We start from the raw sequence: 23,483 nt of genomic DNA, 5'->3' as shown, positions 1-23,483 counted from the left end.
GCGATGAAACGAAGCTTGCGCCACCTGTCGTTGTGCCTCCTGCCATGCCTCCTGTTCCTGTGCGAGCTGGCAGCCGCCGCGCCGCCCCGCACGCTGCGCTTCGAGCAGTTGAGCGTGCAGGACGGCCTGCCGCAGGAATCAGTGCTGGCGATTACCCAGGACCGCCAGGGCTTCATCTGGTTCGGCACGCAGGGCGGCCTGGCACGGTATGACGGTTACCGCACCGTGATCTACCAGCATAACCTGTCCGATCCGCACAGCCTGTCGCAGAACTGGGTGCGCGTGCTGCATGTCGACCAGGCCGGCCGGCTGTGGGTCGGTACCGACAATGGCCTGGACCTGTTCGATCCGCTGACGCAGCGCTTCACGCATTTCCGCCCGGTGGAACCGGAGCAGCGCGGCAACGGCAACCGGCACGTGCGGGCCATCGTCGACGACGGCGCGGGTGGCCTGTGGATCGGTACCTCCGACGGCTTGCAGCACCTCGATCCGGCGACCGGGCGCTTCACGATCCGCCATCATGTGCCGGACGAACCGGGCAGCCTGGCGCACGACCAGATCAATGCCCTGGCGCGCGATGCCGCCGGCCGCCTGTGGATCGGCACGCCGGCCGGCGTCGACCTGCTGGTGCCCGGCGGCGCCGGGATGGTGCATTTCACCGTGACCGGGCAAGGCGGGGGCGGGGCGGTGGCCGTACAGTCATTGCTGGCCGACCGCGACGGCACCCTGTGGGTCGGTACGCATGGCGGCCTGGATCACTGGCGGCTGACGGCGCAGTCGCCCGTGTTGCGGCGTGAACGGCTGCCCGACAGCGCGGGGCTGCCGGCCGGTACCGTGATGAACCTCTACCAGGACCCCGACGGCACCGTGTGGGTGGGCATGCGCAACGACGGGTTGTACCGGTGGCAGCCGGAGGCCAAGCGTTTCACCGGCTACCGGCATGAACTGGGCGACCCGCACAGCCTGGCGGACGACTACGTGTCGGCGCTGTTCCGCGACCGCGTGGGCACGTTCTGGGTGGGCACGTGGTTCAACGGCGTCAGCCGGGTCGACCTGTCCAGCGGCGGCTTCGCCCGACTGGTCAAGAACCCCGACCAGGTCGGGACATTGAGCGACAACCGGATTCGTGCCATCGTCGATGGCGACGGCGGCAAGCTGTGGGTGGGCAATGACCACGGCCTCAGCCTGTACGACCCGGCCAGCGGCACGGCCCGGCTTTACCCCCTGCCGCAGGCGGGCAATGGCAGCAGCGACGCCAACGTGACAGGCCTGTGGCGGACCCCCGGCGGTACGCTTTGGGTCGGCAGCCGGGCCGGCGTGCGCACGTTCGATCCGCGGGAAGGCCGCTTCGGCCCGCTCCTGCTCTCGCGCGGCAATCCCGAACTGGACACGGTGCGCTACCTCTTCGGCGACCGCTCCGGCATGATCTGGGTCTCCAGCAAGGCGGGCCTGTACCGGATCGACCCGGCCGGCGGCACCATGCGCGCGTTCCGCCACGATCCCGCCGATCCGGCCAGCCTGGCCGACGACACTGTCCGCCCCGTGCTGGAAGACCGCCGCGGCAACCTGTGGGTGGGCACCTTCAACGGCCTGGGCCTGCTGGACCGCCGCACCGGGCGGTTCCGCCACTTCCAGCACGACCCGCGCGACCCCGGCAGCCTGTCGCACAACGAGGTGCATTACCTGCTCGAGGATGCGCAGGGCACGCTGTGGGTCGGTACCGCGTCGGGCCTGAACCGGATGCAGCGCGATGCCCGGGGCGTTTCGTTCCGCCGCTACACGCGCCAGGACGGCCTGGCCGACGATGCCATCGCGGCGATCCTGCCGGACCGCCAGGGAAAGTTATGGCTGTCGACCAATAGCGGCCTGTCCAGCCTCGATCCGGCCACCGGCCGGGTGCGCAACTATTCCGGCGCCGACGGCACGATCGAAGGCGCCTACTTCGACGGCTCCGCGTTTGCCGCGCCGGACGGCACGCTGTATTTCGGCGGCTTCAACGGCATTACCGCCTTCGATCCGGCGGCGGTGCGCCCGAACGGCATGGCGCCACGGGTGGCGATCACCGACTTCCAGATCTTCAACCGCACGGTGCGCCCAGGCGCTGCGCGGCCGGACGGCAACGTGATCCTGCAGCGTGCGATCGAGGCCACCCGCGCGCTGACGCTGGGCCACCAGGACTCCGTGTTCTCGCTTGAATTCGCGGCGCTGCACTATGCCTGGCCGCAGAACAACCGCTTCGCCTACCAGCTCGAAGGATTCGACCGCGACTGGGTCAGCACCGGTGCCGGCAAGCGCTTCGCCACCTACACGAACCTCGATCCGGGCAGCTACGTGTTCCGCGTGAAGGCGGCCAACAAGGACGGCGTATGGGGCGAGCCCACGGAACTGGCGATCACGATCCTGCCGCCGGTATGGAAGACATGGTGGTTCCGCACGCTGGCGCTGCTGATGCTGCTGGGCGGCGGCTTCGGGCTGTACCACGCGCGGATGCGCGTATTGCGGGGCCAGCGCCTGCGGCTGGAACAGCAGGTGAGCCTGCGCACGGCCGAGGTGGAAATGAAGAACCGGCTGCTGATCGAACAGAAGCATGAACTCGAACAGCGCGACGAACGGCTCAGCCATGCGGTGCAGCGCGCGGAGGACGCGACGCGGCAGAAATCGGAATTCCTGGCCAATATGAGCCATGAAATGCGCACGCCGCTGGCCGGCGTGATCGGCATGCTGGGCTTTGCATTGCGCGACCGCTCGCTGCAGCCGGTCACCCGCGAACAGATCGAACGGGGCCAGACCAATGCGCAATCGCTGCTGTCGATCATCAACGACCTGCTGGACTTTTCCAAGATCGAAGCCGGCAAGCTGACGCTCGAGCAGATCGACTTCGCGCTGGCGTCCACGGTGGAAAACGTGGCCAGCCTGTTCGAGGAGCAGTCGGCCGCGCAGGGCGTGGAATTCCGCATCGACTACGGGCGCGACCTGCCGCACTTCGTCGTGGGCGATCCGACCCGCTTGCGGCAGGTGCTCGTGAACCTCGTCGGCAATGCGTTCAAGTTCACACAGCGTGGCCATGTCACCTTGCGCGTGGCGCGCGCCGGCACCAACGAGCGCGGCTGCACGCTGATCAGGTTCACGGTCGAGGATACCGGCATCGGCATTCCGCCCGCCGAGCTGCCGCGTCTGTTCGAGAAGTTCGAACAGGCCGACGCCACCACGACCCGGCGCTACGGCGGCACCGGCCTCGGGCTGGCGATCAGCCGCCAGCTGGTGGACCTGATGGGCGGCGAGATCGGCGCACACAGCATGCCCGGCGCCGGCAGCGTGTTTGCCGTCACGCTGCCGCTGTGCGACGGCGTGGCGCCGCCCCTGGTGCCGCAGGTGGCGCGCGCGCCGCACACGCACCGGCTGAAGGTGCTGTGCGCGGAAGATTTTCCAACGAACCAGATCATCATCCGCATGATGCTGGAAGACATGGGGCACGGCGTGGACATCGTCGGCAACGGGGCGCTGGCCGTGGCCGCCTGCGCGCAGACGCGTTACGACCTGATCCTGATGGATGGCCGCATGCCCGAGCTGGACGGGCCGACGGCCACGCGGGCGATCCGCGCCGGCGGGCCGTACGGCGCGCCGGTGTGCGACCGCGACCTGATGATCGTGGCGCTGACGGCCAATGCCAGCGAGGAAGACCGCAGCCGCTACCTGGCGGCCGGCATGGATGACTTCCTTACCAAGCCGATCGACGAGGGCGCGCTGCACCTGCAGCTCACGCGCGCCATCGAGCGCCAGCTGGCGCGCGGCGTGGTGCTCGACCCGCTGCCGGATCTGGTACCGCCGCGCACGGGCGCCAGCCGGCCCAGCGTGGCGGAGCTCGATGCGATGTTCGGCATCGATGCCGGCCAGCCGCCGGCCGGTCCGCCGTCGGGCGATGCGGCCGGCGTGCTGCGCTTGCGGCTGCGCGACGCCTTCCTGGCCGACCTGCCGGGCAAGCTGGACGAGCTGGACGCCGCGCTGGCCGCCGCCGACGCCGATGCGGCAGGCCGGCTGTTCCACGGCCTGAAGGGCAGTGCCGCCTACCTGCAGGAAGTGGAGCTGCAGGCGCTGTGCGCCGAACTCGAGCGCGCCGCCGACCGCGCATTGTGGCCGGCGATCCGGCTCAAGCTGCCACGGCTGCATGCCTTGCTGGGGCGGATGCTGACGCCGGCCGACAGCGGGCGCCCCGGCTGAACGCCGATTCCCGTGCACGGCGCCACTGGTTATAATCGCAACGCGCCGGCGCGGGGTTGGCGAAGGGGAATCCATGAAAGTTCTGGTAGTCGACGACGACGTCGTGTCGCGGATGATGCTGATGCACCTGATCGACAGCAGCGGCCACTACGAAATCGTCGAAGCCGAAGATGGTGCCGACGCATGGCAGCAGCTCGTTGCGGGCCTGCGGCCGGCTGCCTGCTTCTGCGACCTGCGCATGCCGCGCCTGTCGGGCATGGAGCTGCTGCAGAAGGTGCGCGGCGATGCCGCGCTGGCTTCGCTGCCATTCGTGCTGGTATCTTCCGCGAACGACCGCGAGACGGTGGAACTGGCCACCCGGGCCGGCGCCAGCGGCTACATCGTCAAGCCGTTCGAGCCGACACAGGTGCGCGCCCAGCTCGATGCGCTGGCGATGCCGCTGCAGGCCGAGGAGCCGGCTGACACGCTGGCGCGGCTGGGGATCGATGCCGCACGCCTGGCCGCCTACCTGGCCGGGTTCGAGACGCAATTGCTGGCCGCCGAGGCCGAGCTGGAAGCGCTGCTGCTGCGTGGCGAACGTGACGAGGCCATGGTGCGGCTGGAACGCCTGCGCGGCGGTTGCGCCACGCTGGGCCTGGCTGGCGCCGCCGGCAAGCTGGCCGTGCTGCCCGCCACCACGGCCGGACTGGCACCGATGCTTGCCACGGTGCGCGACGCCGTGCGCCGTCAGGCGCGGCGGCTGGGCGCTTGAGGGCGGCGCGGGCCTGCGTGCCGCGTGCCTGGTCCCCGGACCGTTCAGGCTTGCAGTCAGTGGCCAGGCCGACCATTCACCACGAGGCGCTCATGGACCACGCCACGCCACGCATCGCCAGCGCGCACGCCGATCCGTTCGCGCGGGCCCACCTGCCGCCCGCCGAGCTGTGGCCGGATCTGCTGTTCGACCTGCCCGAATTGCACTACCCTGCGCGGATCAACTGCGTTGCCGAGCTGCTGGACCGCCACGTCGCGGCCGGCGCGGGAGAGCGCACGGCGCTGTGCGGCGCGGATGAGCGCTGGACCTACGCCCAGCTGCAGGAACGCGTCGACCGTATCGCCCACGTGCTGCGCGGCCGGCTCGGGCTGGTGCCGGGCAACCGCGTGCTGCTGCGGGGCGGCAATACGCCACTGATGGCGGCCGCCATCCTCGCCGTGCTGAAGGCCGGCCTGATCGCCGTGCCGACGATGCCATTGCTGCGCACGCGCGAGCTGGCGGCGATCGTGGCGAAGGCGCAGGTGGACGCGGTGCTGTGCGCCGCCGCGCTGCGCGCCGATCTCGATGCGGTGCCCGGCCTGCTGCCCACGCTGTATTTTGGTACCGATGATTTTGGTACCGATGCTTTCGGTACCGATGAAGACGGCACCAGTGAAGCGGGCTGCCTCGAAGCGTTGATGGCGCAGGCGCCGGCGACGTTCGCCGCGTGCGATACGGCGGCCGATGACGTATGCCTGATCAGCTTCACGTCCGGCACCACCGGCGTACCGAAAGGAACGATGCACTTCCACCGCGACGTGCTGGCGATCTGCGACTGCTTCCCGCGCCACACGCTGCGCACGCAGCCATCGGACGTGTTCATCGGCACGCCGCCACTGGCATTCACGTTCGGCCTGGGCGGGCTGCTGCTGTTTCCGCTGCGCGTGGGCGCCAGCGCGGTACTGCTGGAAAAACTCACCCCCGAAACACTACTCGAGGCGATTGCCCGGCACCGCGCCACCGTCTGCTTCACGGCGCCCACCGCGTACCGGCAAATGGCCGCGCAGGCGGCAAGCCACGATCTGTCGAGCCTGCGCGAAACCGTGTCGGCGGGCGAAGTGCTGCCGGTCGCCACCCGCGAGGCCTGGCAACGGGCGACGGGGCTCGCGATGATCGATGGCATCGGCTCGACGGAGATGCTGCACATCTTCATCGCCGCCGCGGGGGCGGACGTGCGGCCGGGCGCCACGGGCAAGCCGGTGCCCGGCTACCAGGCCTGCGTGCTCGATGCGCTGGGCCGGCCGGTGGGGCCGGGCGTGGTTGGCCGGCTGGCCGTCAAGGGCCCGACCGGCTGCCGCTACCTGGACGATGCGCGGCAGAAGGACTACGTGGTCAACGGCTGGAACCTCACCGGCGACGCCTACGAGATGGATGCCGACGGCTATTTCTACTACCGCTCGCGCACCGACGACATGATCGTCTCGAGCGGTTACAACATCGCCGGCCCGGAAGTGGAAGACGCACTGCTGCGCCACCCCGCCGTGGCCGAGTGCGGCGTCGTCGGTCACGCGGATGTGGCGCGCGGGCAGCTCGTCGAGGCACACGTGGTGCTGCGGCCGGGATACGATGCCACACCGGCGCTGGCGGCCGAGCTGCAGGCATTCGCCAAGGGCGAGATCGCACCTTACAAGTATCCGCGCCGCGTGGTGTTCGCCACGTCGCTGCCGCGCACCGAGACCGGCAAGCTGCAGCGCTTCCGACTGCGCCAGCCATGAACGTGCTGTGCATCGGCGGCGGCCCGGCCGGCCTGTATTGCGCGCTGCTGCTGAAGAAGGCCGACCCGGCGCGCCGCGTGGTCGTCGTCGAGCGCAACCGGCCGCAGGACACGTTTGGCTGGGGTGTCGTGTTTTCCGACCAGGCGCTGGACAGGCTGCTCGCGGCGGACGCGCCGAGCGCACGCGAGGTCATCGACTCGTTCAACCATTGGCAGGACATCGACGTGTTCTTCAAGGGCGCGCGGGTGCGTTCCGGCGGCCATGGGTTTGCCGGTATTGGCCGCAAGCGGCTGCTGGACATCCTGCAGCGGCGCTGCGCGGCGCTGGGCGTGGAACTCGTCTACGAGACGGAAGTCACGGACGAGCAGGCGCTTGCGGCCCGCCACGGTGCCGGCCTGGTGATCGCCGCCGATGGCCTGAACAGCCGCGTGCGCGCGCGGTATGCGGACACCTTCGCGCCGCAGGCCGAGGCGCAGGCCGCGGTGCAAGCTGAATCCCGGCGGTGCCGCTTCGTGTGGCTGGGCACGACGAAGCGGTTCGATGCGTTCACGTTCGACTTCCGCGAGACGGCGCATGGCTGGTTCCAGGCGCACATCTACCAGTTCGATGCCGGCACGTCGACATTCATCGTGGAGGCGCCGGAAACCGTATGGCGCGCCGCCGGCCTGGAAACCATGACGCAGCAGGAATCGATCGCGTTCTGCGAGCGGCTGTTCGCGGATCGCCTCGACGGGCATCGGCTGATGTCGAACGCGGCGCACCTGCGCGGGTCGGCCATGTGGAGCCGGTTCCCCCGCATCGCGTGCGAACGGTGGGTGCGCTGGGAAACTGGATCAACGTCCGTGCCGGTCGTGCTGGTAGGCGATGCGGCGCACTCGGCCCACTTTTCCATCGGTTCCGGCACGCGGCTGGCGCTGGAGGATGCGATCGCGCTGGCACGCCACATTGCCACGCATGGCGACTTGCGCACGGCGCTCGATGGTTATGAAGCGGAGCGTTCGGTCGAGGTTTTGAGGCTGCAGAGCGCGGCGCGCAATTCGATGGAATGGTTTGAAAACGTGGCGCGCTACGCCGCGCTGGACGCGCCGCAATTCGCCTATGCGATGCTGGCGCGCAGCCAGCGGCTGTCGCATGAGAACCTGCGGCTGCGCGACCGTGACTACGTGGCGGACTACGAGCGCTGGTTTGCGCACCGCGCGTTCGGCCAGGCCGGCCTGGCGCCGCCCGACGATTGCGCGATCCCGCCGATGTTCACGCCCTTCCGGGTGCGTGCGCTGGTGCTGAAGAACCGCATCGTGGTGTCACCGATGGCGCAGTACAGCGCTGTCGACGGCACGGTCGGCGACTGGCACCTGCTGCACCTGGGCGCGCGCGCGGTGGGCGGCGCGGCGTTGGTGATGGCGGAAATGACGTGCGTGTCCGCCGATGCGCGGATCACGCCGGGGTGCCCCGGCCTGTATGCGCCGCAGCATACGGTGGCGTGGCGCCGCGTCGTCGATGCCGTGCATGCGGCAAGCGATGCGAAGATCGGCATCCAGCTCGGCCACGCGGGCGCCAAGGGTTCCACGCGCGCGATGTGGGACGGCATCGACCAGCCGCTGGAGGAGGGCAACTGGCCGCTGGTGTCGGCCTCGCCGCAGCAATACCTGGAAGGCGTTTCGCAGATGGCGCGCGAGGCCGGCGCAGCCGACATGGACCGCATCGAAGCCGACTTCGTGCGCGCCACGCAAGCGGCCGACGAGGCCGGTTTCGACTGGCTCGAACTGCATTGCGCGCACGGCTACCTGCTGTCGTCGTTCATCTCGCCGTTGACGAACCGGCGCACCGATGCGCATGGCGGCAGCCTGGAGAACCGCTGCCGTTTTCCGCTGCGCGTGTTCACGGCCATGCGCGCCGCGTGGCCGGCGCACAAGCCGATGAGCGTGCGCATTTCCGCGCACGACTGGGTGACGGGCGGCATCACGCCGGATGACGCGGTGCGGATCGGGAAGCTGTTCAAGGCGGCGGGCGCCGATCTGATCGACTGCTCGTCCGGCCAGGTCAGCAAGGCGGAGCAACCGGTCTTTGGCCGCATGTACCAGGCGCCGTTTGCCGACCGCGTGCGCAACGAGGCCGGTATCGCCACGATCGCCGTGGGCGCGATCTCCGAGGCCGACCATGCCAACGGCATCATCGCCGCCGGCCGTGCCGACCTGTGCGCCGTGGGCCGGCCGCACCTGGCCAACCCGGCGTGGACGCTGGCGGAGGCGGCGCGCATCGGCTACCGCGCGCAGCCATGGCCGAAGCAGTACCTGGCCGGCAAGGCGCAACTCGAACGCCACCTGGCGCAGGCGGGAACCTGAACAAGACATTGAAACGCATTGGAAAGCGCAGGCCATTGGCCCGCGGGGAGAAACCATGAAATACCTGCAGGGGCAGCCGCATGCGCTGCCCGGTCACCGCACCACACTGGCCGGCTACGCGGCGCGGCACTTCCTGTTCGCGGTGGAAGAGGGCGTGGCCACGGTCACGCTGAACCGACCGGAACGCAAGAATCCGCTCACGTTCGACTCGTATGCCGAACTGCGCGACCTGTTCCGCGCGCTGGCCCATGCCGACGACGTGAAGGCCGTGGTGATTGCCGGCGCCGGCGATGACTTCTGCTCGGGCGGCGACGTGCACGACATTATCGGCCCGCTGACGCAACTCGACATGCCGGGCCTGCTGGCCTTTACGCGCATGACGGGCGACGTGGTGAAGGCCATGCGCGCATGCCCGCAGCCGGTCATTGCGGCGGTCGACGGCATCTGCGCCGGCGCCGGTGCGATGCTGGCTCTCGCGTCCGACATCCGCTACGGCACGCAGCGCAGCAAGACGGCATTCCTGTTCACCCGCGTCGGCCTGGCGGGCTGCGACATGGGGGCCTGCGCGCTGCTGCCACGCGTGATCGGCCAGGGGCGCGCCGCCGAGCTGCTGTTCACGGGGCGGTCGATGTCTGGCGCGGAAGGCGAACGGTGGGGATTCTTCAATGCGCTGCACGAACCGGCATCGCTGGCCCAGGCCGCGCAGGCGATGGCGCGCAACCTGGCGCAAGGGCCTACCTTTGCCCATGGCATGACAAAGAAAATGCTGCAGCAGGAGTGGAACATGGGTGTCGACGAGGCGATCGAGGCGGAAGCGCAGGCGCAGGCCATCTGCATGGCCACCAACGACTTCCACCGCGCCTACCACGCGTTCGTGGCGAAACAGAAACCGGCGTTCGAAGGGGATTGACATGGCGGACAAGGCATATCTCGACTGGCCGTTCCTGGAAGCGCGGCACCGCGCACTGGAAGGCGAACTGGATGCATGGGCGGCTGCCCACCTGGGCGCAACGCACGGTGCTGATGTGGATGCCGCCTGCCGCACGCTGGTGCGGCAACTGGGCGAGGCGGGCTGGCTGCGGCACGCGGTGGGCGGTGCGCAGTATGGCGGCACCGCCGATGCGCTCGACACCCGCGCGCTGTGCCTGATCCGCGAGACGCTGGCGCGCCACGATGGCCTGGCCGATTTCGCGTTCGCGATGCAGGGGCTCGGCGCCGGTGCGATCAGCCTGTTCGGCAGCGCCGCGCAGAAGGCAGCCTGGCTGCCGCGGGTGGCACGGGGCGAGGCGATCGCGGCGTTCGCGCTGTCCGAACCGCATGCCGGTTCCGACGTGGCGGCGATGGCCTGCACGGCGGTGCGCGAGGGCGACCATTACGTGCTCGATGGCGAAAAGACGTGGATCTCGAATGGCGGCATCGCCGATTTTCATACCGTGTTCGCCCGCACCGGCGAGGCGCCCGGCGCGCGCGGCATCAGCGCGTTCATCGTCGATGCCGGGGCGCCCGGGCTGTCGATCGCCGAACGCATCGACGTGATCGCGCCGCACCCGCTGGCCCGGCTGCGTTTCGACGGTTGTCGCATTCCGGCCGGCTGCCTGGTCGGCACGGCGGGGCAGGGCTTCAAGGTGGCGATGGCCACGCTGGACGTGTTTCGCACGTCGGTTGCCGCCGCCGCGCTGGGCTTCGCACGGCGTGCGCTCGACGAGGCGCTGGCGCGCGCCACGTCACGCGCGATGTTCGGGCAAGTGCTCGCCGACTTCCAGCTGACGCAGGCGAAGCTGGCGCAGATGGCGACCGGCATCGATGCCGCGGCATTGTTGACGTACCGCGCCGCCTGGCTGCGCGATGCGGGCAGCAAGGTCACCAAGGAGGCGGCGATGGCCAAGATGACGGCGACCGAAACGGCGCAGCAGGTCATCGATGCGGCCGTGCAGATGTTCGGCGGCCAGGGCGTGGTCAGTGGTGCAGTCGTGGAGCGGCTGTACCGGGAGATCCGCGCGTTGCGCATCTACGAGGGCGCCACGGAGGTGCAGCAACTGATCATCGCGCGCGAACTGCTGCGCGCGGCGCCATCGAAAGAGTGAGCATGGAAATCCTGCAACCGCCCGGCTGGCCGCGGCCGAAAGGGTACTCGAACGGTGTCGCCGCCAGCGGACGGATGGTGTTCGTCAGCGGCATGGTCGGGTGGAATGCTTCCGGCGAGTTCGAGAGCGACGATTTCGTGGCGCAGGCCCGCCAGGCGCTGGCCAATATCGTGCAGGTGCTGGCCGAGGCGGGGGCACGGCCAGAGCACATTGTGCGGATGACGTGGTATGTGGTCGACCGCGCCGAGTACCTGGCCGCACAGCGCGCGCTCGGCGCTGCCTACCGCGAGCAGATCGGTGCGCACTACCCCGCCATGACGGCGGTAGTGGTGGCCGGGCTGGTCGAAGCCCGGGCAAGAGTGGAGATCGAGGCGACGGCAGTGGTGCCGCCGCAGGACAGCTGACCTATTCAGACGCTTGCATCGGCGCTTTTTTCACATGCTCACGGGCGACGCTTCCCGCCTTCGCCATGCGCGGTTTCAGCCGGTCGGCAACCCGGTTGAAGAAGTCGCGGAACGGTGCTTCGATCCAGCGATAGCTGTAGCCGGCTGCCCAAACCACGACTACCACATACAACACCAGCGTGACGGTGGCGAGGAGCATTCCCCCAGCAAGCTTTTTCTGGGCTGGCGCCAGTACGAGAAGGATGATCGGGTGCACCATATACACCGAATAGGATCGCTCGCCGAGCAGCTGGAAAATGGGTCGCTTCAATAACCTGGCCAAAGGCCCGCTGTCCTTTTCAAGGCTGAAGACCAGCAGCGCGAACACCGGCGGGCAAGTGAATGTGAGCACGGGCAACCGGTCCGCGAACACGAAGATGCCCATGATTGCCACCATTGCCACCCACTGCATGGCTGTGCGACGGCTTTCGGTCAACGACCCGAACCGGCGGCTGAGTGCCCAGGTAACGGCACCCAGGAAAAATGCTGACACGCAACGAGCAAACCCGAAGTCATAGGTAATATCGAAGCAAAAGCCCGCTGCAAGACAGTTGTGCCGGTCCAGAGTGGCCCAGGCGGTAACGACGTAACCCCCAATTGCAAGGATGCCGAACAGTGGAAGGCGCAGGCGGCGCGGGACAAGCAGGCAGAGGCCAGCGAACAGCAGATAAGTGTAGAACTCGACACTGATGCTCCAGCTGACGGAATTGAGGATCAGTTTGTCGAAGAACCCCATGCCGTGCGTCATGGTCAGTGTCGACGTCAGCTCGGCAAGCGTCGGGATCATGTAGGGCACCGCATCGATGCCGCTCGAGAATTTGGTCAAGCCGCGTGCGACTGCTTCGTTCTTGCCGAAGGCTACAAGGTTCGCGACCAGTACAAACGCAATCGTGGAAACGATCAGCAGCGGGAATAGCCGGCCGAAACGGCGAATGACGAACGGTGCGAATTGCTCCTTGTGCTCAAGCCGCTCAACGTACAGGGAGCAGATCAGGAAGCCACTCAGGACGAAGAACAGGTCAACGAACAGGTAGCCAAATGCAATGAAGGGGATGAACGTGGCAATGCGGAGGTGGAACAGGGCGACCAGCAGCGCGGCGAAGCCGCGCGCGCCCTCGAAAGACTTGATCATCGCTTGCGGCCCGCCCTTGCTGCCATAACGCATAAGCCAAGCGCGAGCATGGCCAATGAAGCCGGCTCCGGTACTGCGCTGATCGTATAGACTTCGACACGGCCGAACGCCAGGTCATCGATGCCGCGATATGCCTGGCCATCGGCGATACTCAAGTTCATGTTCGACAGGCTCGCATCAGCATACGAATACAGCAGCGATGAACCGCGGGTCAGGTCTCCTGCCATCTGCAGGTCGTGGCCCCAGCCGAAGGTGGGACCCATGCCGGCTTCGTTCAGGGTCTGGTAGGAACCGAGTGTTTCAAGATGCTGGGCGCTGAGCATCTGGCGGAAGATCGTGTCCGAGGTCAGGTTGAACAGGAAGGCCGTACGCAGGCTGTCTTCATTGGTGACGGCATAGCCGCCGGAGGAGGCCCATGCGCTTGGATTGTAGCCGCCAAGCAGGAACGACTGACCGGACTTCGTGACAGCTTCCATTACCACGATCGTGGCGCCCTTGCCATCTGCCGCCGCATGGAAATCGGCAGCGGTGCTGCCTGTCGTCTTGGTGAAGATATTCGTCAGTTGAATCGTGTCTTTACCGAGCCAGCCCGCAAGTTGCTGCCGGTCAGTGTCGTTGACCAGGGTGGTATCCGCCCTGGCAGCGGCGCCAGTGCACAAAGTCGCCATGGCAATCATCGATACCGCCACGCATTTAATCAAGTTCATTCCCAGCTCCCCTTCAATTCCTGCTTATTCCGTTCATCTAAGCGATTGTATCCTGCTGGTAGCAAAAAAATATCTATCAAGCATGTCCGATAAAAAAATGACACATTTTAGGAAAAAAATTTGACTTTTGGTCCAAGGTGATGATATTTCGCCATTTTTGTTGAGCGAGTGACGCTGATTGGCTGGATGTATTACCGTGGCGTCCTGCCAGCACAACCATGCAATGCACTTGCGTGGTTGGCACGACATCCGATCTGAAGGAATATGAATGACCGAATGGTATTGCGATCCCACGAAACACGATAACAACGGGCGAGGGCATTCCCCTGCGACCGCCAAGAAGTACCCCGCCAGCATGAGTTCCCTGATTCGTTCTGGCGATGTAGTCCTTTTCCGCAGGGGCTACTACTATGACTCGATAAGCGGCTACTTCATGGCCATCGTCGGGAAGAGCAATTTTACGATCGGCACGTACGGCGAGGGTCCGAATCCCGTCTTCGACAGCATGGTGTATGAGCCACCGGATGCAACGGGCTGGCTTTCCGAAGGCGACGGCGTCTGGTCCAAGCAGCTGGCTTCCAAGACAGCCGCCAATGGCGGTGTCAAGCGGCTTTTCAGAGGAGCATATAACCGGGGCAATATGATTGGCCAGCGCTTCCAGGGCACGGCCATGCGCCGGGCTAGGCAATCATTGAACGGCATGGCGATCGACTACGAATCGGTGGCAGTCGTCAAGCGTTATCTCAACGCGTTGGACCCCTGGATCTGGGGCGGCGCCAAGTTGGGCTACAGACTGTTCGTCTACACCGGCGATGACAGACCACAGGGCAATCCGGCGCGGTTCTATAGTGGCCTGGGCATGGTGCACCAGGACGAAACTGCCGGGTTTGCAACCGGCGCTTTCTATGCCGTCCAGCTCATCGCCTGTAATAATGTACTCATCATGGGAATCGATTCCCACGCCAGTCCGACGCAAGGCTTCGTGGTGACGAATACGGTTGGTTCCGTCCCATGTGAAAATATTTCCATTCTCCATTGCAACAGCCGCTATGCCTACCAGGGGGCAGTCAGGGTCGCACCATCGATCCCCAACGCGGTCGTCAAAAACTTCCCGGTCATCGACACAGTGCTTGTCGAGGATTGCGTTGGCGATGCCGGTACAAGTGCCGAGGAACAGGAGCCAAATCTCGACTACAGAAACCTGTCCGGCGCAATGGATATGTTCACGGTATTCGATGGCGCCAAAAACGTGACCTTCCGCCGGTGCACCTCAATCAACAGCACGCACGTAGCGTTTTGCATGGGGCAATACTCCCTCAACCATAAGGCGCTGCTTACCGACAACTGCGGATTCGAGGACTGCACCATGAGGGCAGCGCCTTGGACGACCTACACGCGGGGCTTTACCACGTTTGGCTGCCTGGCCAGCTGCTTTATCCGGAATACAGTCTTCGATGGCCAGAACGTCAGATGCCAAGTGGGGGGCGCTGTCCGGGTGTATGGCAATACGTGGGTCAACATGCGCGCTTCTGCCCAGAAACGCGATACGGCAGGCTGGATTTCTGGCGCGGCGGAGATCGTCAATCGAAGTGGGCTTGCGGCATGGGGGAACCTTCGGTATGTGTACGTGGTGCCCGATGGCGCGGTCATCGCCCATAACGCTGTCGAGAATCCACGCGGCATCCCGGTGCAGTTCGAAACCTTCAATCCACACAATTACGGTGTTCCCGAACCCACCTTGCGCGATGGTGCGATCACGATCGTCAACAATGCGATCCTCGATACCAGGTCTGGCCTGGCCGAGACGATCCGCTACGTCGACCGAGCGAGCGTCATAGGGCAGCAGGTCATCGAGAACAATGCCATCCACCGTGGCGGACAGGGCGTCGCCAAGGTCCGTCGAATCCGAATGAATCAGTCGGCCCTGATAGACCTCAACAGCTTCCGCGATTGCCAGGACAACTTGCTGGCCGACCCGCTGCTCGATCTCAGCAACCCGCGCAAGCCTCGGCTACGGCGTGGGTCGCCGTGCCGGCAGGCGGGAAAATGGCTGGGCAACTTCCATGGCCACAGGGGCAAGGCGCTCATGAAACCCCCGAGCATTGGTCCAGCGGAGTTCGCTGACGGCTCGTGACGAACATGCAGGATGCCCGCAAGGGTGTCCCTTGAGGGGATGTAGGCCCATGCAGGACACGTGTCGTGAGGCCACGAACGCTGATGGAAAATTGATAATTTTATTTCGCCTGGAACATTATTTCTGATAACATATTGTCGGTCCGCATCTCTGCCCTGGAAAACTATGAAAGTCGTTGTGCTTCATGCTCTCGAGCCTGTCGCCTCCGCGCTGGCTGTCAGCGAACGGAGGGCTTGAGCGTTGTTATTCAATACATTTGCGTTCTTTCTTGTTTTTCTCCCAGTCTCCCTGGCAGCATATTTCCTGATCTCGCGCAAAAACCTGCGCGCGTCGATCGTTTTCCTGCTGATTGCCTCGGTTGCTTTCTATAGTTATTCGGAAGTGGAATACTTGCCATTGCTGGCATTGTCCATTATCTGTAATTTCATTGTTGGCAACCGCATCGTGGCAAGGCGTGAAAGCGAAGAGCTCGCCCAGGCACGACGATGGCTTATTGCCGGGCTGATTTTCAATCTGTCCCTGCTGATTTTCTTCAAATACGCGAATTTCATCGTCGTGAATTTTGCGGCGGCATCCGGTTTGGATATTCCGTCACCGCAAATTGCGCTGCCGATCGGCATCTCGTTCTTTACGTTCACCCAGATTGCATACCTGGTCGATTGCCATCAGGGCAAGGTGCGTGAAACACGGCCGGAAAGCTACGGCCTGTTCGTGACGTATTTCCCGCACCTGATCGCTGGCCCGATCTTGCACCACAAGGAAATGATTCCGCAGTTCGATGCGCCGCGAACCCATGTGTTCGGGACAGGCAGGCTGACGGTTGGCATGGCATTCTTCACGATAGGGCTGTTCAAGAAAGTCATTCTTGCGGACGGCGTGGCACGCTTCGTTGCGCCCGTATTTGACCAGCATTACGCGGAATTGACGCAACTCGAGGCGTGGGCGGGCGCATTGGCCTATACCTTCCAGCTGTATTTCGATTTCTCCGCTTATTCGGACATGGCATACGGTTTGTCCTATATGTTCGGCATTATCTTGCCTGTCAACTTCCTGTCCCCTTATCGCTCGACCTCCATCATCGAGTTCTGGCGCCGCTGGCATATCACGCTGTCGACGTTCCTGCGTGATTACCTGTACATACCCTTGGGCGGCAACCGCAAGGGGCCGGTCCTTCGCTATGTCAACTTGTTGATCACGATGTTGCTTGGCGGGCTTTGGCATGGTGCGAACTGGACATTCATCGTCTGGGGTGCATTGCATGGTTTCTATTTGATCATCAATCACGCGCTTCGGACGGTGTTCGGAGAGCACGGCGGGCTTCCGCGCAAGCTGGCGGGATGGGTGGCAACATCACTGGCGGTCATCGTGGCATGGGTTGTATTCCGTGCAAATACGCTGGAAAGTGCCTTGCTGATTCTGCAGGCAATGCTGCACGGGACTGCGGCCTCCTCGGTGGATGCTGCCTGGCTCGGGGTCGACCGCATCATGCCGATGACCGAATGCCTGTGGTGGCTGGCCGGCTGCACCGCCATCGTGCTGTTGCTGCCCAACGCATACCAGTTGCTCGGGCGTGGCGAGTTGCCTGCGATGGAGCAACGCCTCCAGGGGCCGCGTGGAGGTTTGCTGATAGGCGTGCTGTTGGCAGTGTCGTTGCTGCTGCTGGCAATCAGTGAAACACGCGGTGTTTCCGAATTCCTTTACTTTAATTTCTGACCATATGCGATTCATTTTCTCGGCATTGGTGGGAATGCTGCTGGCACTGCTCGGAATGGAAGGTGTGCTGCGCTGCCTGCCAGTGAACTCTGGCATCAGAATGGCCAACACGACGCCAGAGCTGCCTTTTGCCCGGTATGTGCCGCGCCAGCCTTTCCAATACTCGTTTGGCTGGGCGATGGACAATGCCAGGTCTGGTGTCACGAACGCCGTGGGGATCGTAAATTCCCGTGACCCGGCGGATGGGGCCAATGCGCTGGTCATCGGCGACAGCTATATCGAAGCCTTCATGGTGCATTATCCGGAAACGGTGCAGGGGCGCCTGGATGCGGCGCTGGGCAAGGTCTACTCGGTGGGCATGTCCGGCAATGGCCTGGCAGATTCACTGGCAATTGCCCAATACTATGTTCCGCGAATTCATCCTAAAACAGTTGTGATGTTCGTGGAGCCGTTCGATCTGAGCTTGATTGATCAAAAAACGGGGCGCGGCCATAGTCATTTCGTATTCGAACCCGATGGCGTGTCGCTCGAGCAGATGTCCTATGTCGAGCCCGGCAGTAAGCGCATCGTGCTGCGCTCCTCACTCCTGCTCTATACCTATTACAACTTGAAACTGCAGGAATTCCGGATTGGAGCGCCAAAGGCGGGAGCAGCCCAGCAGGTTGATCCATTGCGTGTGAAGCGGCGCGATGCCGCGCTCGGCTATTATCTGGCGCAATTGCAAGCGTTGCAGCGTGCGCACGGAACGCGCTTTGTTTTCCTCGTCGATGGTGATCGCGGCGCACTCTATTCCCCGAAGACGCGCCGCAACTGGCAGCATGACGATCGCGCCATCCTTCTCCGCGCACTGAAGGCACACGATTTTGCTGTTACTGACATGCAACCCGTATTTGAGCAACATTGGCGCAACTATCACGAGCGAATGGACTTCCTGCCAACCGACGGACACTGGAACAAGGTGGGGCATAAGCTGGCCGCGGACGCCCTGCTCGAACAACTGCGCTGATCGGAACGGCTGCGCGTACGTGATGCCGCCCTCGTGCCTGCCCTGATCCCGGATCGACCAAGCATTTCGCGCCCAGCCATGGTGCGAAATGCTTTTTACTTTCCACGTTATAAGTCGGACCGCAAGGGGGCGTGAATGCCTCGCGTAGGGTTGTGGCTACCCCCCAGCACAATGCCACCAGCGCTGCAGAATACGGTAGGATAGATATTTTATTTATAACTATCGGAGGAAGTATGCGTTCGCTTGCTGGTCTCTTGCTAGCCGTCCCGGCCCTGTTGCCATACTCTGCTGCTCAGGCTGACACATCGCTTTCGGTGCCAGCGTTCTCGCTTGGCATTTCTTCCTATGAGAGCTTTTTCTATTATTCCCCGCCACCTGCCGATGTGCCCCCTTCGATCAGCGTAAGGTCCAGCAGCCAGACTTCGACCGTTATCAGCCTGGACAGTTTTGAGGAAACGCTTCAGTTCGAAGTCCACGGCACGTCGTCCATGCATCCGGGGTATCTGAAGTCAACAATGAACTTGCAGTCAAACGCTGGTTATCTCATCACTGGCGTGATGTTTTCCGCATCGGTCTATGGCGTCTTTACTCCGCCCGAGGTGCCCAGCTTTGCAACCAATGTTGAGTATGGCGGGCATCATGACGTTGCATGGGGTGGCGCGGCTATTTCCGCGCCTGGAAGTACGGTAGTCGTGCCCGAGATGTATCAGGTGACGAATTTCTGGACGCCGGTTGGCGTGAGTGCGAGCGTGTTCAACACGGCTGGCCTAGGCAACTTTGACCTGTCGCTGGAGATGTGGGGGAGTGTGGGCGCAGGCAGAACTTACTGGCAAGCGGCCGGCATTCCGGATGTCGAGTACAAGTCTTATGGCCAAACGGAAATGTATTACGTAAATCCGACGCTGACCGTGTACACGGCTACGCTGCCTGTACCCGAGCCGGGCACGTGGGCAATGATGGTCGCCGGCCTGCTCCTCATTGGCGCGTCGCGCCGCCGTTCATAAGCAAGGTGCAATGCTGGGCTGGTCCCCCCGACTGGAATCGAACCAGTATCCCACGCTTAGGAGGCATGTGCACTATCCATTGTGCTACGGGGAGGACGCAAGGCGAGCGCAATTATAGCCGACATGAGCGTAAATGTTACTGTCCTTGCTGTTCTGTCGGTACAATGTCGGGTTCACCTCTCGTTTATTGCTATGGCAGTCATCTCTCTTACCTCTGCGCAACTCGCGTTCGGCCACCACGCGCTGCTCGACCATGCCGAATTTTCGCTGGACGCCGGCGAGCGCGTCGGTCTAATTGGCCGCAATGGCACGGGCAAATCCTCGCTTCTCAAGATCCTCTTCGGCCAGCAGAAGCTGGATGACGGCTTGCTCGTCATGCAGCAGGGGTTACGGATCGCTTACGTCGAACAGGAGCCGCAATTCGACCCGGCCATGGAAGTGTTCGACGTCGTTGCCGCCGGTTTGGGCGAGCTGCCGAAATTGGTCAAGGAATACGAAAAGCTGACCGGCCAGTTCGGGCAGGGCGATGACGAGGCCCTGGCTGATCGCATGCACGAGATTTCGGCCAAGCTTGATGCGGCGGACGCATGGAGCATCAACAACAAGGTGGAGCAGACACTGGACCGGCTGGGCCTTGCCAGCGATGTCATGGTGAAAACGCTTTCGGGCGGCATGCAGAAACGCGTGGCCCTGGCGCGTGCGCTGGTGGCCGGGCCGGATGTGCTGCTGCTGGATGAGCCGACCAACCATCTCGACTTTACTTCCATCCAGTGGCTCGAGGGCCTGTTGCGGGAATACAAGGGTAGTGTGCTGTTCATTACGCACGATCGCTCGTTCCTCGACAATGTGGCAACACGCATTATCGAACTCGATCGTGGCCGGTTGCTGTCCTATCCCGGCAATTTCAGTGCCTACCAGGCACGCAAGGCCGAGCAGTTGGCGATTGAAGAGGTCGAGAACGCCAAGTTCGACAAGTTCCTTGCACAGGAAGAGGTCTGGATCCGCAAAGGCGTGGAAGCCCGCAGGACCCGCAATGAAGGACGTGTCCGGCGCCTGGAGCGCCTGCGTGACCAGCGCACTGCCCGCCGTGACCAGCAGGGCCAGGTGCGGCTCGAGGTGGCAGCCGGCGAACGCTCCGGCAAGATCGTTGCCGAGCTCGAGGGAGTTGACAAGCGTTTCGGCGCGGCGGTGATCGTGAACGATTTCTCCGCCACCATCATGCGCGGCGACAAGGTCGGGCTGATCGGGCCGAACGGTGCCGGCAAGACGACGCTGCTCAAGCTGATCCTCGGCGTCGACCAGCCCGACAGCGGCACCGTCAAGCAGGGGGCTCGCCTGCAGGTTGCCTACTTCGACCAGATGCGTGCCCAGCTCGACGAAGAGGCCACGCTGGCCGACACGATCTCTCCCGGCTCCGACTGGGTCGAGATCCATGGCCAGAAGAAGCACGTGATGAGTTACCTGGGCGATTTCCTGTTCGCGCCGGAGCGTGCCCGTTCCCCTGTCCGCACATTGTCGGGTGGCGAACGCAACCGGCTGCTGCTGGCCCGTCTTTTCGCAAAGCCCGCCAATGTACTGGTCCTGGACGAGCCTACGAACGATCTGGACATCGACACGCTGGAGTTGCTGGAAGAGCTGCTGGAAGATTATTCAGGCACCGTGTTCCTCGTCAGCCATGACCGAACTTTCCTCGATAATGTGGTGACCCAGGTGATCGTGGCCGAGGGCGGCGGACTGTGGCGCGAATACATCGGCGGGTACAGCGACTGGGAACGGGTTCGCACCCCGATCGCGGCATCCCCGGGACGAAAGCAAGAGCTGAAAGCCAAGGCGGAAGAGCCCGTTGCGGCACCCGCGCCGAAGCCGAAGAAGCTCAGCTACAAGGAGCAGCGTGAACTCGACGAGCTGCCCGGCCGTATAGCCGCGTTGGAGGAAGAGCAGAAGCAGCTGAGCGCAACGCTGTCCGATCCGGGGTTCTACAAGAATTCCGCTGCCGAGGCAGGCCGGTTGCAGCAAAGGTCGGAAGAGATCGATGAGCAATTGATGGCTGCACTTGAGCGATGGGAGCAGATCGAGTCACGCAGTTGACGTATTTTTCGTTTAAATTGCTGGTATGCACGATTCCGCGAGACAGCATCAATTGATTGTTGTAACATTGGCAAATTATTCTGGCAGAACGTGGGAACTGCTTTCTTCGATAGTCCTCAGGTAGATTGTAATGACAGCCCAGCAGCGTATTCGTCCCACCAAGGCTGCCGATACCGGCGCGCTCGACAGTAGCAAGGAGCCAGGCTTTTTCCGGCGGCAGTCTACCGCCCGCATACTTCCCTTTGCGATTTACATCGCTTTCATCGCCATAGCGGATGGGCTTGCGGGCCTTGGCTGGTCGGTGGATGAGCTGCGATGGCTTTATGCGGTCAAGATCACCCTCGTCGTCGCCGCAATGGTGGCCTATCGCAAAATGTATGTCGAACTTGCATGGCGATCCATGAGTTGGCGCTGCTTGCTCGCATCGGTGGTTACGGGACTGGTCGTGCTGGTGCTGTGGGTGAATCTGGATGCGGATTGGATGCAGGTTGGCAAATCTGCCGGTTTCGATCCAACTGCTGAGGGAGGCAGGATCGACTGGCTGCTCGTTGCCGTGCGAATTGCCGGCGCCGCGGTGGTCGTGCCCCTGATGGAAGAGCTATTCTGGCGGTCCTTCCTGATGCGCTGGCTGGAGCAGCGCGACTTTCTGCGCGTATATCCGGCTGCCGTGGGGATGCAGTCGATTGCGATCACGGTAGTGCTGTTCGGTTTCGAACACAACCTCTGGCTGGCCGGCATCGTTGCCGGTATTTCCTACAGTTGGCTGTATATCCGGAGCGGAAATCTGTGGGCGCCCGTGCTGGCGCACGCGGTCACGAACGGCCTCCTCGGGGCATGGGTCGTGGTGACTTCAAACTGGACTTACTGGTAAGATTGTAGATTAATTAATATTTGAGTATTGATAATGCTGAGTAAAAAGCCACGATTGTTGCCCCTTGCGCCGGCCGCGCTTGCCGCGCTGCTGTGCTGTGGCAATGCTTCAGCCGAGATCAGCGACACGATCCACCCGTTTGTCGCCCTGGGCTATACATACGATGACAACTTGCTGCGCTCGCCGGACAATGCGCCTTCCGAGCAGCGCTCCGATCGCGCGCGGCAGGCACAAGGGGGCATCCTGATCGACCGGCCATTCGGACGGCAAAAGCTGACTGGACGGGCCAAAGTATCGCGCGTCACGTTCGATCATTACAGCCAGCTCGATTACAACGCCAAGGATATCGGTGCAGACCTTTCCTGGCAGCTTGGCAATCGTCTCAGCGGCAACCTGGGTGCGAGCTATGTGCAGTCGCTGACCCCTTTCACGGATAGCCAGTCGGACGAGCGGAATCTGCGTACACAACGCAACCAGACTGCCACCGGAGCATGGCGCTTTCATCCGAGCTGGCAACTCCGCGGCTCATTCGTGCGTAACGAGTTCGACTATGAATTGCTCACTCAGCGGATCAATAATCGTACGGACGATCTGGCTGAGATCGGTGTCGATCATCTGGCCGCCAGTGGCAGCCGCATCGGTCTGGTGGCCCGTCATCTTCGAGGCAAATACAAGTCGCCGCGGATCCTGAGCAGCACGTTGATCGACGACGGCTACACCCAGGACGAATTGAAGCTCAATGTCAGCTGGCTGTACAGCGGAGTTACCCAGGTAACGGTCCTGGCGGGTTACGCAAAGCGCAAGCATGAAAGCCTTGCCATGCGCGATTCCAGCGGTGCCAATGGCCGCGTTGGCGTCCGCTGGTCGCCGCTCGGCAAGGTAACCTTCACCGCCGACGCATGGCGCGAGTTCGCGGCGGTGGAAAGCAGCCTGGTGACTAACAGCCTGAACAAGGGCGGCAGCCTTGGTGCGATCTGGACTATCTCGGCAAAGCTCCAGGCCACGGCGAATGTGCGGCATGACACCCGCGAATTCGAACAGGTGCCCGGCGTCGTGTTCAATGGCGATGGCGGTGACCGTATCAACGGCGCAACCGCAGGCGTGACCTGGACGCCCCGGCAGTCCATGCAGGTGAGTGCCACCGTATTCCGTGACAAGCGCGCCGGCAGCCCACTCATCGGCAGCAGTGACTACAAAGCAAATGGCGTTTCCATCAACGCCAGCGCGCAATTCTAA

The 23,483-nt window shown here is 63.6% G+C and carries 16 protein-coding genes and 1 tRNA gene; 14 read left to right on the top strand and 3 right to left on the bottom strand.

Going from position 1 to position 23,483, the window contains the following annotated elements; translation table 11 throughout:
• The first annotated feature begins 3 nt into the window (after positions 1-3).
• From EWM63_RS05805 to EWM63_RS05775, 7 genes are all read left to right on the top strand, one after another.
• The gene (locus EWM63_RS05805; RefSeq protein WP_130185683.1) at positions 4-4,218 is read left to right on the top strand and encodes a two-component regulator propeller domain-containing protein; all 4,215 of its coding nucleotides are present in this window, start codon (positions 4-6) and stop codon (positions 4,216-4,218) included.
• 73 nt (positions 4,219-4,291) lie between these two features.
• Positions 4,292-4,969 carry a response regulator gene (locus tag EWM63_RS05800; protein ID WP_130185682.1) on the top strand — a complete coding sequence of 226 codons (678 nt, stop codon included), beginning with the start codon at positions 4,292-4,294 and terminating at the stop codon, positions 4,967-4,969.
• Between the two features lie 92 nt (positions 4,970-5,061).
• Positions 5,062-6,723 carry an AMP-binding protein gene (locus EWM63_RS05795; RefSeq protein ID WP_130185681.1) on the top strand — a complete coding sequence of 554 codons (1,662 nt, stop codon included), beginning with the start codon at positions 5,062-5,064 and terminating at the stop codon, positions 6,721-6,723.
• Complete coding sequence (locus tag EWM63_RS05790; RefSeq protein WP_130185680.1) at positions 6,720-9,065, top strand: bifunctional salicylyl-CoA 5-hydroxylase/oxidoreductase; 2,346 nt, start codon at positions 6,720-6,722, stop codon at positions 9,063-9,065. The genes EWM63_RS05795 and EWM63_RS05790 overlap by 4 nt, the downstream gene beginning before the upstream one ends.
• A gap of 55 nt (positions 9,066-9,120) precedes the next feature.
• Positions 9,121-9,975 carry an enoyl-CoA hydratase family protein gene (locus EWM63_RS05785; RefSeq protein ID WP_130185679.1) on the top strand — a complete coding sequence of 285 codons (855 nt, stop codon included), beginning with the start codon at positions 9,121-9,123 and terminating at the stop codon, positions 9,973-9,975.
• Position 9,976: 1 nt separating this feature from the next.
• Entirely contained in the window at positions 9,977-11,149 is a 1,173-nt protein-coding gene (locus EWM63_RS05780; protein ID WP_130185678.1) for an acyl-CoA dehydrogenase family protein, read from the top strand.
• Between the two features lie 2 nt (positions 11,150-11,151).
• Positions 11,152-11,553, top strand: a complete 402-nt coding sequence (locus EWM63_RS05775) for a RidA family protein (protein ID WP_130185677.1) — start codon at positions 11,152-11,154, stop codon at positions 11,551-11,553.
• A 1-nt stretch (position 11,554) separates the two neighbouring features.
• Here the strand turns inward: EWM63_RS05775 and EWM63_RS05770 are convergent, their stop codons facing one another.
• Together EWM63_RS05770 and EWM63_RS05765 are read right to left on the bottom strand one after the other, a co-directional pair.
• Positions 11,555-12,757, bottom strand: coding sequence for an acyltransferase family protein (locus tag EWM63_RS05770; RefSeq protein ID WP_130185676.1), 1,203 nt, complete (start codon positions 12,755-12,757; stop codon positions 11,555-11,557).
• Positions 12,721-13,431, bottom strand: coding sequence for a PEP_CTERM-anchored TLD domain-containing protein (locus EWM63_RS05765; RefSeq protein ID WP_130185675.1), 711 nt, complete (start codon positions 13,429-13,431; stop codon positions 12,721-12,723). The genes EWM63_RS05770 and EWM63_RS05765 overlap by 37 nt, the downstream gene beginning before the upstream one ends.
• A gap of 268 nt (positions 13,432-13,699) precedes the next feature.
• On the opposite strand from EWM63_RS05765, the gene EWM63_RS05760 reads away from it, so the two are divergent.
• From EWM63_RS05760 to EWM63_RS05745, 4 genes are all read left to right on the top strand, one after another.
• Positions 13,700-15,565: a hypothetical protein gene (locus EWM63_RS05760; protein ID WP_130185674.1), complete on the top strand. Its 1,866-nt coding sequence runs from the start codon at positions 13,700-13,702 to the stop codon at positions 15,563-15,565.
• A gap of 240 nt (positions 15,566-15,805) precedes the next feature.
• Positions 15,806-17,278 carry an MBOAT family O-acyltransferase gene (locus EWM63_RS05755; RefSeq protein WP_130185673.1) on the top strand — a complete coding sequence of 491 codons (1,473 nt, stop codon included), beginning with the start codon at positions 15,806-15,808 and terminating at the stop codon, positions 17,276-17,278.
• A gap of 34 nt (positions 17,279-17,312) precedes the next feature.
• Positions 17,313-18,284, top strand: a complete 972-nt coding sequence (locus EWM63_RS05750) for an alginate O-acetyltransferase AlgX-related protein (protein ID WP_165390757.1) — start codon at positions 17,313-17,315, stop codon at positions 18,282-18,284.
• A 233-nt stretch (positions 18,285-18,517) separates the two neighbouring features.
• Positions 18,518-19,288 (top strand): PEP-CTERM sorting domain-containing protein, encoded by a 771-nt coding sequence (locus EWM63_RS05745; protein WP_130185671.1) that lies wholly within the window; start codon positions 18,518-18,520, stop codon positions 19,286-19,288.
• A gap of 19 nt (positions 19,289-19,307) precedes the next feature.
• Here EWM63_RS05745 and EWM63_RS05740 read toward each other — a convergent pair.
• Positions 19,308-19,382: transfer RNA gene (locus EWM63_RS05740), tRNA-Arg, on the bottom strand.
• Between the two features lie 98 nt (positions 19,383-19,480).
• Between EWM63_RS05740 and EWM63_RS05735 the strand changes: the two genes are divergently transcribed.
• The 3 genes from EWM63_RS05735 to epsL all read left to right on the top strand — a co-directional run bounded on the left by EWM63_RS05735 (position 19,481) and on the right by epsL (position 23,483).
• Entirely contained in the window at positions 19,481-21,376 is a 1,896-nt protein-coding gene (locus EWM63_RS05735; protein ID WP_130185670.1) for an ATP-binding cassette domain-containing protein, read from the top strand.
• A 130-nt stretch (positions 21,377-21,506) separates the two neighbouring features.
• Complete coding sequence (locus tag EWM63_RS05730) at positions 21,507-22,247, top strand: CAAX prenyl protease-related protein (protein ID WP_130185669.1); 741 nt, start codon at positions 21,507-21,509, stop codon at positions 22,245-22,247.
• Between the two features lie 33 nt (positions 22,248-22,280).
• The gene (gene epsL, locus EWM63_RS05725; protein ID WP_130185668.1) at positions 22,281-23,483 is read left to right on the top strand and encodes an XrtB/PEP-CTERM-associated polysaccharide biosynthesis outer membrane protein EpsL; all 1,203 of its coding nucleotides are present in this window, start codon (positions 22,281-22,283) and stop codon (positions 23,481-23,483) included.

This window comes from Pseudoduganella lutea (assembly GCF_004209755.1).
Lineage (GTDB): Bacteria > Pseudomonadota > Gammaproteobacteria > Burkholderiales > Burkholderiaceae_D > Rugamonas > Rugamonas lutea.
This window is presented reverse-complemented; position numbering and strand designations above follow the sequence as displayed.